This is a genomic window from Rhizobium sp. CCGE 510 (assembly GCF_000292525.1).
Classification (GTDB): Bacteria; Pseudomonadota; Alphaproteobacteria; order Rhizobiales; family Rhizobiaceae; genus Rhizobium.
The window spans coordinates 34290-49583 of the sequence record NZ_AEYF01000005.1; the positions used below are offsets into that span (position 1 = coordinate 34290).

Sequence of the window (15294 nt, forward strand, 5' to 3'; positions counted from 1 at the left end):
AGAAACGACGATGAATTTCCGTAAAGCAGGCATTCTGGCCGGACTGGCGCTTGGCGTCTCAGTCCTGGCGCTGAATGCATACGCCTCCGAGGCCACCATTCCGCCGGCGCCGGCGGACTTCCCGGCCGAAGGCAAGATCAAATATGTGGCGCGCGACTCGATCCTCGAGTTCAAGGCGCTGCCCGAATATCACGAGCCCGACTGGATCACGAAGAATTTCGTTGCCGCCGGCAAGCTGCCGCCGGTCAAGGACCGCCTGCCGAAGGAGCCGATGGTCTTCAAGACCGGCAATATGCCTGACGGTATCGGTGTCTACGGCGATACGATGCGCCACGTCATCGGCGGCCGGCCGGAAGGCTGGAACTACGGCGCCGGCCAGACCCAGGGCTGGGGCGGCATCGATATCGGTCTCTCCGAATGCCTGACGCGCACCGCGCCGCTGTTCCAGGTGGAAGCCAAGGACACCGAGCCGTTGCCGAACCTTGCCAAGAGCTGGGATTGGTCTCAAGACGGTCACAAGCTGACCATGCACCTGGTCGAAGGCGCCAAATGGTCTGATGGTGCGCCGTTCAATGCCGACGACATCATGTTCTACTGGGATGACGAAGTCGTCGATCCGAACGTCTCGCCGCTCGGCGGCGGCGCCTCGCCGGAGGCTTTCGGCGTCGGCACGACGCTGAAGAAGATCGACGATTACACCGTCGAATGGACCTTCAAGGAAGCCTTCCCGAAACAATATCTCTACACGATGTCCTACCCGAACTTCTGCCCGGGCCCATCGCATATCCTCAAACCGCAGCATCCGAAATATTCGAAGAACACCTACGACCAGTTCAAGAACGCCTTCCCGCCTGAGTTCATGAACATGCCGGTCATGGGCGCCTGGGTGCCGGTGGAATATCGTTCCGACGACATCATCGTCATGCGCCGCAACCCTTACTACTGGAAGGTCGACGAGAAGGGCAATCAGCTGCCCTATCTGAACGAGCTGCACTACAAGCTGTCGACCTGGGCCGACCGCGACGTTCAGGCCGTGGCCGGATCCGCCGACATCTCCAACCTCGAGCAGCCGGAAAACTTCGTTGCGTCGCTGAAGCGCGCCGCAGAAAAGACCGCGCCGGCCCGCCTGGCGTTCGGGCCGCGCCTCATCGGCTATAACTTGCGCATGAACTTCTCCGCCAACGGCTGGGGCAGCCCGGACGAACGCGGCCAGGCGATCCGCGACTTGAACCGCAACGAGGACTTCCGCAAGGCCGTCACCATGGCGCTCGATCGCAAGGCGATCGGCGACTCGCTGGTCAAGGGACCGTTCACCGCGATCTATCCGGGTGGGCTTTCCTCCGGCACCAGCTTCTACGACCGCAACTCCACCGTCTACTATCCCTTTGATCTCAAGGGCGCCAAGGCGGAACTCGCCAAGGCCGGCCTCAAGGACACCGATGGCAACGGCATCGTGAACTTCCCGGCCGGCACGGCGGGCGGCAAGGATGTCGAAATCGTCATGCTGATCAACAATCAGTACACGACCGACAAGAGCCTTGCCGAAGGTGTCGTCGCGCAGATGGAGAAGCTCGGCCTGAAGATCGTCATCAATGCGCTCGACGGCCCGAAGCGTGACGACGCCCATTATGCCGGCCGGTTCGACTGGCTGATCCAGCGCAACACGACGGAACTGTCGTCGGTGGTGCAGAATACCGAGCAGCTTGCGCCGATCGGCCCACGCACCAGCTGGCACCATCGCGCCGGCAAGGACGATCAGCTCGATCTGATGCCGTTCGAAAAGGAACTGAACGATATTGTCGCCAAGTTCACCACCAGCCCGGACAATGATGCCCGCGTTGCGCTGATGAAGCAGTACCAGAAGATCTCGACAGAGCACGTCAACACCGTGGGTCTGACCGAATATCCTGGCGCCCTGATCATCAACAAGCGGTTCTCGAATGTGCCGCAGGGCACCCCGATCTTCATGTTCAACTGGGCTGAAGATTCGGTGATCCGCGAACGCCTGTGGGTGGCCGCCGACAAGCAGGGCAAATATGAGCTGTTCCCCGAACAGCTGCCCGGCAAGCCTGGCGACAAGGGCCCTGTTAACAACTAGCTCCCTCCCAGCTGAAGCGAGATTCAGGCCGCGCGTGGCGCGCGGCCTGATATGACCAACACGCCGGCCGCGCTGACAAGGAGCGACTGGCGGCAAGGAGAAGCGGACCGTCCGATGTTACGATTCCTGCTCGTGCGCATAGCTTCCGCGATCCCCGTCCTGTTCATCCTGAGCGTGGTGACTTTCGCGATCATCCAGGCCCCGCCCGGCGATTATGCCGATTATATAAGATCGCAGCTGATCAATCAGGGCGGCGCTTCCTATGCCCAGGCCGAAGAGCAGGCCCAGGCCTACCGGGTCGAACACGGTCTCGACAAGCCGATGGTCGTCCAGTACGTCAACTGGATCGGCGGCATCGTCACCCGCGGCGATTTCGGCTACAGCATGTTCTACAACAAGCCGGTCGCCGACGTCGTCGCCGAGCGGTTGCCGCGGACCCTGCTTCTGGCGCTCGTCTGCCACATCCTCGCCTCGGTGCTCGGCATCGGCTTCGGCATCTGGGCGGCGACGCGGCAATATAGCTGGATCGACAGCACGCTGTCGGCGATTTCCTTCCTCGGCATGACGGTGCCGCGCTTCCTGATGGCGCTGATCATCGTCTATCTGCTGGTCTTCCAATTCAACGTGTCCGAAATCGGCAGTTTCTTCTCGCCGCAATATGGCGGAGCGCCATGGTCGTGGGCAAAATTCGTCGATCTCGTCCACCATGTTTGGCCGGTCGTGGCGATCGCCACCTTCGGCGGGCTCGCCTATAATATGCGGGTGATGCGCGGCAATCTGCTCGATACGCTGAATGCCCAATATGTCGAGACGGCCAAGGCCAAGGGGCTTACCGGCGCAGCCGTGGTGATGCGCCATGCGGTGCCGAACGCACTTCATCCATTGGTGATGTACCAGGGCGTCGTGCTGCCCTACATGCTGACCGGCGAGATCGAAACCGCCATCATCTTCGCGCTGCCGACTGTCGGCCCGGCGATCGTCGGCTCGATGGCGATCGGTGACGTCTATGTCACCGCCACCTTCATGATGGTGCTGTCGGCGACGCTGATCGTCGGCAACATTATCGCCGACATGCTGCTGGCGCTGCTCGACCCGCGTGTCCGCCAATTTGAAGGAGCCTGAGATGCTGGCTTTCGACTCCTCGCCGCCACCGCCGACAACGACCGAACCTTCGGTCGGCAAGCCATCGCGTGGGCATGAGAGCTATATCGCCCTGGTCTGGCGCCGCCTGCGGCGCTCCTGGACCGGCATGGCCGGGCTCATCCTCGTCGGGTTGCTGCTGTTGATGGCGATCTTTGCAGATTTCGTCGCGCCGATGGACCCGAAGGCGACCGATGTCGGCTTCGCGCCGCCGCAAATGATGAGCTTCCACGACAAGGACGGCGCTTTCGTCTTCCAGCCGCGGGTCTATGGCCTGGCCGATTCCGATGCGCTCGACCCGGTCACTTTCCAGCCGATCGTCGGCGTCGATTATGACAATCCGCGGCTGCTCGGCTTCTTCGTCAAGGGCGCCGAATATAAGCTTTTCGGCCTGATCCCGGCTGAGCGGCACTTCTTCGGCTCGACCGATGGCGAGCCGGTGCATTTCCTCGGCACCGACAAGTTCGGCCGCGACGTGCTGTCGCGCGCCATCATCGGCTCGCGCATCTCGCTGACGATCGCGCTGACCGTCGTCTTCATCGTCACCGTCATCGGCACCACCGTCGGCATGGTGTCGGGCTATTTCGGCGGCACCTTCGATGTCTGGCTGCAGCGTTTCGTCGAGCTGGTGCTCGCCTTTCCGCAATTGCCGCTCTATCTGGCGCTGACCTCGCTGATCCCGGTGACGGCGCCGACCAATGTCTTCCTCGGCTTCGTCATCGTGGTGATGTCGGCGCTCGGCTGGGCGCAGATGTCGCGCGAGGTGCGTGGCAAGACCCTGGCGCTTGCCCGCATCGATTATGTCCGGGCCGCAATGGCGGTCGGCGCCACCGACCGGCGCATCATCCTGCAGCATATCTTCCCGAATGTGATGAGCCACGTCATCGTCGCGGTGACGCTCGCCATACCGAGCGTGGTGCTGCTGGAATCCTTCCTCGGTTTCCTAGGCTTTGCCGTCAAGCCGCCGCTGATCTCCTGGGGGCTGATGCTGCAGGATACCGCGACCTATTCGGTGATCGGCTCCTATCCCTGGATTCTCTCTCCCGTCGGCTTCGTGCTCGTCACCGTCTTCGCCTTCAATGCGCTGGGCGATGGACTGCGCGACGCGGTCGATCCTTATTGAGGTGATTGATATGGCTCTTGCACTGGTCAATTCCTTCGCCCCGCCCGTCCGCCACGACCATGATGGCCGCTCGGACACGCCTGTTATCGACGCCCGCAATGTGGCGGTGAATTTCAAGGTCGAGGACGGCATGGTCGAAGCCGTCAAGGACGTCTCCTTCCAGCTCTATCGCGGCGAGACCATCGCCATCGTCGGCGAATCCGGCTCCGGCAAATCGGTGACCGCAAGAACGGTGATGGGGCTGCTGTCGAAGCGCGCCGTCGTTTCGGACAAATCGACGGTCGCCTATGACGGCAGCAATATCCTGAAATTTTCCGAGCGGGAGCGCCGCAAGCTGCGCGGCGACCGCATCTCGATGATCTTCCAGGAGCCGATGAGCTCGCTGAACCCGATCTACACGATCGGCAGCCAGATCGTCGAAGCGATCCGCGTCCATCGCCGGATCAGCAAGCGGGATGCGCAGAAGCGGGCGCTCGAACTGCTCGAACATGTGCAGATCCCCGATCCGGCGGCGCGGCTGATGCAATATCCGCATCAGCTTTCCGGCGGTCAGCGCCAGCGGGTGATGATCGCCATGGCGCTCGCCAACGATCCGGATGTCTTGATCGCCGACGAGCCGACGACGGCGCTTGATGTCACCGTGCAGGCGCAGATCCTCAACCTGATCCGCAACCTGCAGAAGGAAATGGGGATGGCCGTCATCCTCATCACCCACGACCTGACGGTCGTGCGGCAGTTTTCCGATTACGTCTATGTGATGCAGCATGGCGAAGTGCGCGAGCACAACACCACCGAAGCGCTGTTTGCCAATCCGCTGCACGCCTATACCCGGCATCTGCTTGCCTCCGAGCCGCGCGGCCAGGCCAATCCGCTGCCGGAGGGATCGGATGTCATCCTCGATGCCAAGGGCGTGCGCGTCTCCTTCATGATGCGCCACGGCACCTTCTTGAAGCCGGCGATGCGTGAGCTTGTCGCCGTCGACAGCCTTGATCTGACGCTGCGCCGGCACGAGACGCTCGGTCTCGTCGGCGAATCCGGCTCCGGCAAGACGACCTTCGGCCAGGCGATCTTGCGGCTGAATACGCCGGATGGCGGCGAAATCCACTTCGACCATCAGCCGATCCACGGGCTTACCAGGGCCGAGATGCGGCCGTTGCGGGCCCGCATGCAGGTGGTATTCCAGGATCCTTTCTCCTCGCTCAACCCGCGCATGACGATCGGCCAGATCATCGAGGAAGGCCTCGTCGTCAACCGGCTGGGCGCCACCAGGAGCGAACGGCAGGACCGGGTGCGCGAGGCGCTGATCTCAGCCGGCATGCCCGGCAATATCCTGTCGCGTTTCCCGCATGAATTTTCCGGCGGCCAGCGCCAGCGTATCGCCATTGCCCGCGCCATCGCGCTCGAGCCGGAGTTCATCCTGCTCGACGAGCCGACATCCGCACTCGACCTTTCCGTCCAGGCGCAGATCATCGAACTGCTGCGCAAGCTGCAGGACGAGCGGGGTCTGAGCTACCTCTTTATCTCCCACGACCTCAAGGTCGTCAGAGCCCTCTGCCATCGGGTCATCGTCATGCAGCATGGCAAGATCGTCGAAGAGGGTCCCGTCAACGAAGTCCTATCCAATCCCAAGACCGCCTACACCGAACGGCTCGTCAAAGCCGCTTTCGAGGTAGCATGATTGCCGAATGCCGGAGGTTATAATGGCAGCAAATCCCAAGATCACATTCATCGGAGCAGGCTCCACCGTTTTCATGAAGAACATCGTCGGCGACGTCTTGCAGCGCCCGGCGCTGTCGGGTGCGACGATCGCCCTGATGGACCTCAACCCGCAGCGGCTCGAGGAAAGCGCCGTCGTCGTCAACAAGCTGATCTCGACGCTCGGCGTCAAGGCCAAGGCCGAGACCTATTCCGACCAGCGCAAGGCGCTTGCCGGCGCCGATTTCGTCGTCGTCGCCTTCCAGATCGGCGGTTATGAACCCTGCACCGTCACCGATTTCGAGGTGCCGAAGAAATACGGGCTGCGCCAGACGATCGCCGATACGCTCGGCGTCGGCGGCATCATGCGCGGCCTGCGCACCGTGCCGCATCTCTGGAAGATCTGCGAGGACATGCTCGCCGTCTGCCCCGAGGCGATCATGCTGCAATATGTCAACCCGATGGCGATCAACACCTGGGCAATCGCCGAGAAATATCCGACCATCCGCCAGGTCGGCCTCTGCCATTCGGTGCAGGGCACGGCGATGGAACTGGCCGATGACCTCGACATTCCCTACGAGGAAATCCGCTACCGTGCCGCCGGCATCAACCACATGGCCTTCTATCTCAAATTCGAGCATCGCCAGGCCGATGGGTCCTACCGCAACCTCTATCCCGATCTGCTGCGCGCCTACCGCGAGGGCAGGGCGCCGAAGCCCGGCTGGAACCCGCGCTGCCCGAACAAGGTGCGCTACGAGATGCTGACGCGTCTCGGCTATTTCGTCACCGAAAGCTCGGAGCATTTCGCCGAATACACGCCCTATTTCATCAAGGAGGGCCGCGACGACCTGATCGAGAAATTCGGCATTCCGCTCGACGAATATCCCAAACGCTGCATCGAGCAGATCGAGCGCTGGAAGGGCCAGGCGGAAGCCTATCGCAGCGCCGATAAGATCGAGGTGACGCCGTCGAAGGAATATGCCTCCTCGATCATCAATTCGGTCTGGACCGGCGAACCCTCGGTGATCTACGGCAATGTCCGCAACAATGGCTGCATCACCTCGCTGCCATCCAATTGCGCCGCCGAAGTGCCCTGCCTGGTCGACGCCTCCGGCATCCAGCCGACCTTCATCGGCGACCTGCCGCCGCAGCTGACCGCGCTGATCCGCACCAATATCAACGTGCAGGAACTGACGGTGCAGGCGCTGATGACGGAAAATCGCGAGCACATCTACCACGCCGCGATGATGGACCCGCACACGGCAGCCGAACTCGACCTCGACCAGATCTGGTCGCTGGTCGACGACCTGCTCGCCACCCACGGCAACTGGCTGCCCGAATGGGCGCGCACATCCAGCAAGGTTAAAGCCGCCTGATCCCCTCTCCCGGGTCGGCGTCAAATACCCCGCGGTGGCAACACACCGCGGGGTATTTGTTTGGGGATGGGGCGCTTTGCGAGTAAGGCGTGGCGAGGATGAGCGCGTGTCGACATTCTATTGCCTTCCCCTTGAACACAAGTGCATCAGCCCAAGGCGCATCAAAATCGAGTCAGAATGGTCGCGACCGTAATGGCTCGCCCGCCAGTGAGGCTCGTAGGCGTGTTTGCCCACTGATCCGACGGCCGATCACCCGCACTCAGACCAAAATTTGGTGAGCCGGAGATTAGGGTTTTCTGGCTCTGAACACGAGGCTGTCGCACTAGCGGGATTGTTCAGGGCTATCGGAATGTTTCATCCAATTGCGTTATGAACGCTCCTCGTTGCATAACCGACGCCAAACTTCAGCTGCCTACCGGTCAAGCCACCCAACGCTCGTTTGCCCTGGTGGTACTGTGAGCCGGTCCAATGCCGTGAAACAGGAAAATGGCATTAGCCTCGATCCTTGCTTAGCCGCATACCACGCACTGAGCCGATCATTTGTCCAACCTCGGCGAAGCTCTGATAACGCCGTGTCTCCCGCCGGGCAGGTTGGACGAGCGTTTGCAAGCGTCTTTTCAGCCGGACAATTTCTTTCTTCTCGCGTTAGTTGACCGGCGTCACGCCGCGTGATTTGAGTTGCCGCATAGTTGTAAATCGACCAGTTGATCGATTCACGATACCATCTGGCTCAGTCTAACTCAGGTTATCGAAATGCAAATCCCCAACAGTCTACTGAAGGCAATCCGAGAGCAAAAGGTTATACCTTTCATAGGCGCGGGACTCTCGAGTTCCATCAAGGACCGAGAAGGCGCTAGGATTTTCCCATCTTGGCCGGAATTGCTCAATTCATCTGCGGAGCGATTGGTGGGTGAAGGGAAGAGCGATGACGCCAACCTGGTAACATCGCTGGTCAGGAAAAATAAGTTGGTGGAGGCGGCAACCAATGCCGACCAATATTTAGGTAGGGTACAGTGGCTCGAGTTTCTCAAAGAAACGTTCGACCGGACCTGTGATCATGCCGATCCAGCTACCCTTGGCCTGCTCTACCAAGTCTGGACGCTTGGCAGTAACTTGGTGATGACGACCAACTATGATCGCTCGCTGCAATGGGCGTGTCCCGATCAGGCGGATTTTCGTGTTTGGGATATAGAGGCGCAGGCCGAGCAACTGAGTGCAATTCGAAACGGTCGCGTGTCACGCCCAACCGTTTGGCATTTGCACGGACAGATCGATAACGTTTCTAATTTGGTACTAACCAGTTCTGATTACGCAGGACTGTATGGCAATCCCGGCAAAACGCCCTCGAAATACAAGGCCGCCATTGACAGCTTAAAAACGCTGTTGAAGTCGCACAAGTTCCTATTCCTTGGTTTTAGCCTCAAGGACGAAGTATTCCTCAGACAGGTAGTCGCTGTAAACAAAACATATAAAGGCGCTGCTGCCCAGCACTATGCCTTCTTGCCACCCCGCGACGCAGATTCAGCAAATTTGGATGACTCTGGTATCCAGGCTTTGCACTACGATGATCATTCTGATTTGCCCGATCTGCTTTCCAGCTTAGCAGTCGAAGCTCTGCGATCGCCACCGGTGAATGTCCCGGTAAGTCGCTACATCGTCGACAAGAGAGAAGGCCTATATCTCTTTGGCGGACGGGGCGACGCTTTTTTTAAACTATATGATGACGCGCTTAGGGCGATCGACAGGCAGCTGGATATTTTTTCGCTGAAACTGGGAAGGTTCCGAAGAGAACATGAGGGGACGCTGATTCAGGCAGCAACTCATGCGAAAATTAGAATTGCGCTTTTAGATCCAAGATTTCCTCTCCCTGACGGTCAAGGCAATTTGGCCTCAATTCGAGAGAAGGAAGAAAAGGCACAAGAGGGAGCAATCCGTCGAGACGTTGCTGAATGGGTAGACCTTTTTGCACGATACCGTCAGAAGGTAGCGGCAGGAGAAATTACGGAGGGGCAGGAAAATGGCCTCGACATCCGGCTGTATAACATCCTGCCGACCGTCAACCTCTTTGCAGTCGATCAAAGCCTTTTTGTTGGACCTTATCTTCTAAACGTCGAGGACCGAGACACGCCAACCTTCCTGCTTCGTTCGGAGGCGCCAGGTCGGACATCTATGGGCGACACGATGTTCAACGTCTATAAACGCCATTTCGATGCAGTGTGGAATGATGCCGAGACCCGGGATATCGCGGACGTGTCTGACAACGAAGTCTCCGCGTGGAAAGCCGGGCGCAGCTTCGGCCCAGTCGCCTCGTGATCGAGATTAGGGTGCCATCCAGGGTAGCGGTCAGCTTAGTTGGCCTTTCGGAGGGCGGCTACAGAATTAACGGCGGCGTAGGATGGGCGCTGGAGAAACCTAGTCTTGTCCTGCGAGCGGATGCGTCGGCAGACTTTAGCATCGTTGATCGACGTTTGATGCCACTCGGAGAAACCGAGTTAACGAGTTTGATGCGATTGCTAACCCGGGTAAGAGAATGGGCCTCATTTGAGATTGCGGCAAAGTTTGAGATTGGCGGGGATCTTTGCCCTCATCGAGGTCAAGGGGGGGGAACCGCTCTTCGGTTGGCGGCTTTGGAAAGCCTATATTATCTTAACAATGTTGATATTACTCGCTCCGAACTGGTCAAAGCTTCAATGCGTGGTGGAACCTCTGGAATCGGTGTGCGCACCTATTTCGATGGCGGCTTTGTCTTCGACGTTGGCCATAAATCGGGTGAGCGTCCTAAGCCGTCACACACGTGGGATACACCTCGTCAGCCACTCAATTTGTTAAGGCTTGAAATGCCTTCCTGGAAGATGGGAGTGTGCGTGCCATCTTGGCTTCCGTCTATTTCACACGCAGAGGAAAAGGCGCTTTTCTCAACCGTGTTGCCGATACCGCATTCTGACGTCAAAGAGGTTCTTTACCATATGGTCTACGGCACGCTGGCCGCCGTCGCGGAGAATGACCTCGAAACCTTCACAGAATCCATCGAAGCGATCCAACGGACGGTATGGAAGACAGCGGAATGGTCGTGGCATGGCGAGCAGCTGAAGGAGGTGGCTGCGGAGCTTCGAACTGCGGGCGCAAGGGGCGTCGGAATGTCGAGCATGGGCCCGTCACTATATTTTGATGCTACTCATTTGGAGCCGACAAAATTACCGCCTAAGATTTTCGAAGCTACTTTTATAACGCGGCCAGCAAACCTGGGACGCAGCCTAAAGGGCGGACGAGGGTAGGTATGATGAAAGCTATGATGATTGTCGGTTTGTCCGGCGTCGGAAAAACGTCCGCTGGGGAATATCTCAACGCTCATACGGCGGCTATTCACCTCGAAGCCAGTAAGTACATGCGTCAAATTTGGTCAGAGAGAGGTGAGATTGGTACTTTACAATCCTTCGCAAGCTCGTCCTTGATCAGCAATCCAACTCTTGTCGCTGATAGGATCCTTCATGACTCTCACCGAATGGGCATCGACAGCGTTGTGATCACCGGCTTTCGATCACCAAGCGAAGTTTCGGCAGTACGTGGCGCGGTGCAACAGACATCGCTACTATTGCTAACATCTGATCCAACTTTCCGTCTCAACCGATTGTTGGCCAGAGCGAGAAAGGGCGACCCTATTGATTTGAGAGAGCTTGCGGAATTGGACCAAGCTCATGTCGACATGGGTATGGGCGAGTTGGTTAGCGAGTGCGACGACCTTATCGACAACGATCAATCTCGAGCCGCATTCCACCACCGTTTGGAAGCGCACGCTAAGCATTTTTTTACGTCGGTGAACAACACCGAACGCGCAGGCAAATCTCGAAGCGTTTCAGGCCTTCGCACCATTGGGACTGGCTGACCTTCTCAGGAACTTGGGCTACTCGCGGTAGCTGGTTTCCCTCGGGTCGGTTTCGGTCAGGCGTGCGTTCGTCCCCCCACCAATGAGGACCCTCAACTTAGATCAAACAGATTGCCGTTGTGGTTGAAAAGGAACGCCGCGAACTTCTTGATGGCCTTGGTTGACTGCGAAATTAGCAACTTACGACGTAGGCCATCCCGTTCATCGGCAATCTGTGCGTATGTTTTTCCAGAAGGGTCCTCATCCGGGCAGAAGACAACGTCCCAATAAAAGCCGCGCCCATCTGTCGGTGCCTTTGTCAGAGTCCCTACCGCTTCACCAACGAAAGTGTAGGTTTGCTTACCATCACAAAACCCCACGACGGCGCGGGCCGTGGCGCGTTCTCCGCCGCAGCCAATTCGGTCCAGGAAGCCCTGAGGTTGAAGATGATCCCACATTGGTTGCGTTAAGCCACCTGGGAAGCCCGCGTCAGCATTTTTGTCAAGGATGAGCCCTGCATGTTCTACGATGCACGGGGCTAGAATTTTCTTGTATGCCGATCGCGCCTTATGTCTAACCATCGCCTCAAGATCAATCTCAAGAGGCTCCTCAGTAGGGGTGGCGGAAACTCGAAAATCGACCAAGTCCCCGATGCGGTAGCTCGTACCACCATTATCGAAGGTGTCGTTGGCGATTATTTCGAGTTCCTCCTCCTTAAAAGGGCTCCGCGTAGCGTAGTAGACGGTGCGGCGGTTCATGAGACTATCTCTTCCAATACCTCGGCCAGGGTTTCGGTACGGTCGTCGCCATATGTTGGTATGATCTCCATATTTCGCTTCTTGAAAAGCGTATATTCGAAGTCTGACGGATTGTTGACGACTATATAAGCTCGCTTGCCGGTGTCACTGTCTGGCAGCAGCTTCAGAAGTTCGTTCAAGTGGTCCAACAAAACCCCAACATTAAGGTCGCGGAAACTGTATCCAACGAATAGGGCCACACGGTTAAGCAGGTCCGAGCGAAGCTTGAAGTCCAGGGGGTCATCGAAACGCAGGCGTCTGTAATAGTGCGCCTCAGAAAACACCATAAGGCGGGGATTGTTGAAGTCGCCATGGAATTTCACGACCTCCGTGCTGTTTTCGCCTCCGCCCATGTCGCGTTCACGAGCAACCACCTTCACTGATCGGCCGCGTAAGATCAGACACCGCTCCAGCAGTTCGTCGTAATTGGTCGTGTAGAATGTTTTCGATTTTTCCAATCCGGCGAGTGCTTTATGGACCCTCGAAGCCAGAATTGCCTCTTGGGGCACATCAAACCTTCGAACCATCCAGTTGATAAGTGGTGCAAAATCTCCCATTTTCTGCCCGAAGAATTCCAAGATTTGAAGATCTGTACCCCGATACCGCAGGAGTTCTGGATCGGTGTAGCCCATCTGGCGGCAAGCTTCGTTGACCATCTCAGACCAAGATGGACCCTGAACGAGATCTGTTCCACCTGGCTGCCGCCACTGGAGCGACATTGAGGCCCCCGCCCCGACGAAAGGGACGACCCGTCCCTGCCGGTACAATCGCTTGAGTTCTGAAGGAACTGTCAGCTTCATCGTTTTACCGCCGTCAACCTCGTAAGCGAATGATGGTGCGGGATCTTGTTATGGGGGTGGGTTTCAAAAAGGATAGAATCTGTGGCGTGTTCGATATGCCACCCATGAAACTGTTCCAAAAACCAATCATGTTTCAGGAGAAGGGGTTTAAAGCCGGGATGGGCTGACAGATCGTGGCTGCCATTGTTGAACGAGACCACAATGAAGGTGCCGCCAGGTTTCAAAGCCGCCTGCAAGCGCTGAAGAAGGTGCTGAGCCGAAGGCTCACTTGGAAGGCAGTGCACAAGGCCATAGCAGACGACGAGATCGTACGCGGCCTTTTCGTAGCGCACCTCAAGAGCGTCCTCATGTATCCAGTTTACCGAAACATCTGAGAACAGTTCACGCCCATTTCGAATGGCGGAACCTGAGCATTCCACAGCGTCTACAGAAGCACCCGCACGAGCGAGTGCCACTGCATTCTTGCCTTCTCCAGCGCCAACATCCAGTACCCGGATTCGCTCGACTGGGCGGTGCTTCAGAAATTCTGAAACAAGCGACCCTGGTGTTGTTCCCCAGAATCCTTGAACGGCTTTATAACCGTCTTCGTAACCGCCGTTGGTTTCAGTAAGCATGCAATTCCTCCATGAGCCCAGCGAGCGCTCGCGCGTAGTCCTCAAGGCCCAGCCAATTGAACGTTATGATGTCTGCTTCCCCGGTCATGTAGCGAATCTTGCTTTCAACGGGAGCAGTGTAGAGCTGCACGAAGTCCGGAAAAGTGATAGCGCCCTCATGGTGGCCCTCACGGTCGCGATACATTTCGAAAGCCACGTCTGGCGGCGTGTAGACGTAAAGCAGAGCAACTGGCAGCGTGGCATTCTGTCTGAGCCTCTCAAGGGTCTCCGGATGTCTTATCCCGTCAATCAAAATGCGATCGTAACAAGCTGAGGACGCAGCCAACGCCAGTGCTGCGCCAAGTCTATCTGGGCCCCCCGGACTCGTGATGAACTCTTCAGCCGCCGCTTGAAACACCGATCTCGGGGTGGATGGAATAGGTGGCATATCCATCAAATTCGCTAATACCTGCCCAGAGTTAACCGACTGGTAACCGAAGCGTTCGCGAAACAAATCGCTAGTTTTCGATTTCCCGGAGCCTATCGATCCAACAACGCAGAGGATGTGTGGCTGCTTAAAAACCGACTTCCTCTGAACTTTATAGCTCGGCACCATCTTCATCGAACTCTTGAAGAATGATCTCATCACCAACTGAGACCAATACTCGAACTCGGAAAGGTTGATTGTCTCGTTTGATGTATCCAGCCACCGGATTCGATTAATAGATGCCTCACCTCTGCCGACGGATTTCCACTGCGACCAATCCTCAACCCAATATCGCAGCACAATTGCCATGTGCCGAATGCCCACGTCTGAGGAGTCGTCGTTCAACACCCCCAGGAACTCAAGTGATCCAAGGTCGATTGCGGGACGTCGAGAATGGGGCAGCATCAACTCTTCCGATATTTCACGGGCTGCATTTTGCCTTATGCCGAGATCCGAGAAGGAGAACAGATCTCTGTCATCATCCGTCACGTGCCCGCCGAAGCCGACGCATTGAGCCCCGCGTAGAAATTTGGCAGCACGGTTGTAAAGCCCTCTCCGAAAGGAGAGTATCTTAGATTGATATTGGATGACGGTGTAGGTAATGACCTGCTTATAGGCGTCGTTCGTTTCAGCCTCAGAGCGAGGCATGTAAACCAGCTCGTGGCTTGCCAGGGCGTCGAGCGGGCTAGACTGTCCGATATTTCCTACACCTTGGTAGTTGAGAAACCGTTTGTACACCTCTCTAGGAACACACAAAACCATCTCGGCAGATGGCGTTGGTGCTCGCCGCTCGGCCTGATAGATCTTTAGCGCTTTTGGGTCGTCGCGCCCTTGAGGCTGCAAGAACTCTCGAAGGAAAAATCGGCCACGGCCCGTACGGACGAACGGAGAGTTTTCGTTATTCAAGATATCGATACTGAGACGGGCTTGCATTGACTTCTGGGGCGTGTGGCTCAGGCCCACGGCCGGAAACAATTCGTCCTCAAGGCCGTAGTCAACAAGGGCGCGTGCCGTTAAGGGTCGCTTATGTTTCCGAAGAACGGTCTCTGCGACCCAGAGATATGTGACATCTTCCACAAGCTGCACCGTTTGATACTACCTTATCGAGTAGTATGACGGCCAAATCGGGTGAATGGAACGCAAAGGCCTGGAAATCCACCAATATTTTCCAACCATAGCTACTTTGCGCGTCAGTAACTCAGTCAAGCGAGACGTTGCAGTATGTGTTATTAGCCACGATGCAATTGTTGGCCAGACCGACCGACAGGAGTTGTCGCAGCAATCCCCTAAGCCACCTTTGCTCATTGGGATGGCAATCCTGAA

At 57.4% G+C, this 15294-nt stretch carries 12 protein-coding genes; 8 read left to right on the forward strand and 4 right to left on the reverse strand.

Annotated elements, in window-relative coordinates; all coding sequences use genetic code 11:
- Positions 1 to 10: 10 nt before the first annotated feature.
- The 8 genes from RCCGE510_RS04090 to RCCGE510_RS04125 all read left to right on the forward strand — a co-directional run bounded on the left by RCCGE510_RS04090 (position 11) and on the right by RCCGE510_RS04125 (position 11315).
- The gene (locus RCCGE510_RS04090) at positions 11 to 2098 is read left to right on the forward strand and encodes an ABC transporter substrate-binding protein (RefSeq protein ID WP_007627418.1); all 2088 of its coding nucleotides are present in this window, start codon (positions 11 to 13) and stop codon (positions 2096 to 2098) included.
- 114 nt (positions 2099 to 2212) lie between these two features.
- On the forward strand, positions 2213 to 3220 hold the full coding sequence (locus tag RCCGE510_RS04095; protein ID WP_007627419.1) for an ABC transporter permease: 1008 nt from the start codon (positions 2213 to 2215) through the stop codon (positions 3218 to 3220).
- A gap of 1 nt (position 3221) precedes the next feature.
- The gene (locus RCCGE510_RS04100) at positions 3222 to 4361 is read left to right on the forward strand and encodes an ABC transporter permease (protein ID WP_007627421.1); all 1140 of its coding nucleotides are present in this window, start codon (positions 3222 to 3224) and stop codon (positions 4359 to 4361) included.
- 10 nt (positions 4362 to 4371) lie between these two features.
- Entirely contained in the window at positions 4372 to 6039 is a 1668-nt protein-coding gene (locus RCCGE510_RS04105) for an ABC transporter ATP-binding protein (protein WP_007627424.1), read from the forward strand.
- Positions 6040 to 6061: 22 nt separating this feature from the next.
- Positions 6062 to 7432, forward strand: coding sequence for an alpha-glucosidase/alpha-galactosidase (locus RCCGE510_RS04110; protein ID WP_007627426.1), 1371 nt, complete (start codon positions 6062 to 6064; stop codon positions 7430 to 7432).
- Positions 7433 to 8338: 906 nt separating this feature from the next.
- A complete protein-coding gene (locus RCCGE510_RS04115; RefSeq protein WP_157179867.1) occupies positions 8339 to 9745 on the forward strand; it encodes an SIR2 family protein in 1407 nt (468 codons plus the stop codon).
- 11 nt (positions 9746 to 9756) lie between these two features.
- The gene (locus RCCGE510_RS04120; RefSeq protein ID WP_157179868.1) at positions 9757 to 10707 is read left to right on the forward strand and encodes a beta-ribofuranosylaminobenzene 5'-phosphate synthase family protein; all 951 of its coding nucleotides are present in this window, start codon (positions 9757 to 9759) and stop codon (positions 10705 to 10707) included.
- A 2-nt stretch (positions 10708 to 10709) separates the two neighbouring features.
- On the forward strand, positions 10710 to 11315 hold the full coding sequence (locus tag RCCGE510_RS04125; RefSeq protein WP_007627433.1) for an AAA family ATPase: 606 nt from the start codon (positions 10710 to 10712) through the stop codon (positions 11313 to 11315).
- A gap of 92 nt (positions 11316 to 11407) precedes the next feature.
- On the opposite strand, the gene RCCGE510_RS32865 is transcribed toward RCCGE510_RS04125, so the two are convergent.
- Genes RCCGE510_RS32865 through RCCGE510_RS04145 form a run of 4 tightly spaced genes read right to left on the reverse strand, consistent with a single transcriptional unit; the run spans position 11408 to position 15048 of the window.
- Positions 11408 to 12052 (reverse strand): non-canonical purine NTP pyrophosphatase, encoded by a 645-nt coding sequence (locus RCCGE510_RS32865; protein WP_007627434.1) that lies wholly within the window; start codon positions 12050 to 12052, stop codon positions 11408 to 11410.
- On the reverse strand, positions 12049 to 12891 hold the full coding sequence (locus tag RCCGE510_RS04135; protein ID WP_007627435.1) for an SIR2 family protein: 843 nt from the start codon (positions 12889 to 12891) through the stop codon (positions 12049 to 12051). The genes RCCGE510_RS32865 and RCCGE510_RS04135 overlap by 4 nt, the downstream gene beginning before the upstream one ends.
- Positions 12888 to 13505 carry a class I SAM-dependent methyltransferase gene (locus RCCGE510_RS33080; RefSeq protein ID WP_007627436.1) on the reverse strand — a complete coding sequence of 206 codons (618 nt, stop codon included), beginning with the start codon at positions 13503 to 13505 and terminating at the stop codon, positions 12888 to 12890. The genes RCCGE510_RS04135 and RCCGE510_RS33080 overlap by 4 nt, the downstream gene beginning before the upstream one ends.
- Positions 13495 to 15048: an HTH domain-containing protein gene (locus RCCGE510_RS04145; RefSeq protein ID WP_157179869.1), complete on the reverse strand. Its 1554-nt coding sequence runs from the start codon at positions 15046 to 15048 to the stop codon at positions 13495 to 13497. Before RCCGE510_RS04145 ends, RCCGE510_RS33080 begins: the two co-directional genes overlap by 11 nt.
- Positions 15049 to 15294: the final 246 nt, after the last annotated feature.